The following is an 808-nucleotide window of genomic DNA, read 5'->3' on the forward strand; positions in this document are numbered from 1 at the left end:
GATTTTATTTGTTTGTGAAATAATGGTATCACCGAGCCGGAAGAACCTAAAACGTTTCCAAAACGGACCATCGTAAATCGGGTTCGATTGACTCTGGATATGCTTGCAGTGTCACCAAATAGTACCGGTGCGGGCTCCTTGCTGAGAGCTTGAAGCGTCAGTTCGGCAAGACGCTTAGTGCTACCCATGACATTTGTAGGCCGTACAGCTTTATCCGTCGAAATCAATACAAAATTAGCCACGCCTGCCTGGATTGCAGCTTGGGCCGTATTAAGTGTACCCATTACATTATTGAGTACACCCTCGGCAATATTATGTTCGACCATCGGAACGTGTTTATAAGCCGCAGCGTGATAGACGGTCTCTACATGCCATGTTGACATCACATCTAAAATTTTAGCCTTATCACGGACCGATCCGAGGATCGGAAGAATTTTCGTAGACAACGACTCCCGAACAATTCGTTGCTCAAGCTCCGACAAAATACTATAGAGATTAAATTCACTATGCTCGAGCAATAAAAGGACCGTGGGTTGCAATGACAATATCTGCCGGCACAACTCAGAACCTATAGACCCACCAGCCCCGGTAACAAGTACGACCTGTTGTTTGATGCAATGTTCGAGTAACTCATGTTGGGCAGCAACTGCATCACGCCCCAATAAGTCGGCGATATCTACTTCTTGGATATCATCGACTTTTACGCGTCCGCTAGCCAAATCCATGAACCCGGGGACAGTGCGAACATGAAGGGGATATTCCTCCAGAAAACCAAGTATTTCTCGACGACGCCCACGAGATGTGGAGG

1 protein-coding gene is annotated in these 808 nt (G+C 46.8%); it reads right to left on the reverse strand.

All coding sequences use genetic code 11. The features are described 5' to 3' along the window. Positions 1-808: polysaccharide biosynthesis protein (locus AC1DVH_RS32090; protein ID WP_477757164.1), on the reverse strand; the 808-nt coding region annotated here is incomplete at both ends.

This window comes from Pseudomonas sp. P4_C3, assembly GCF_056402075.1.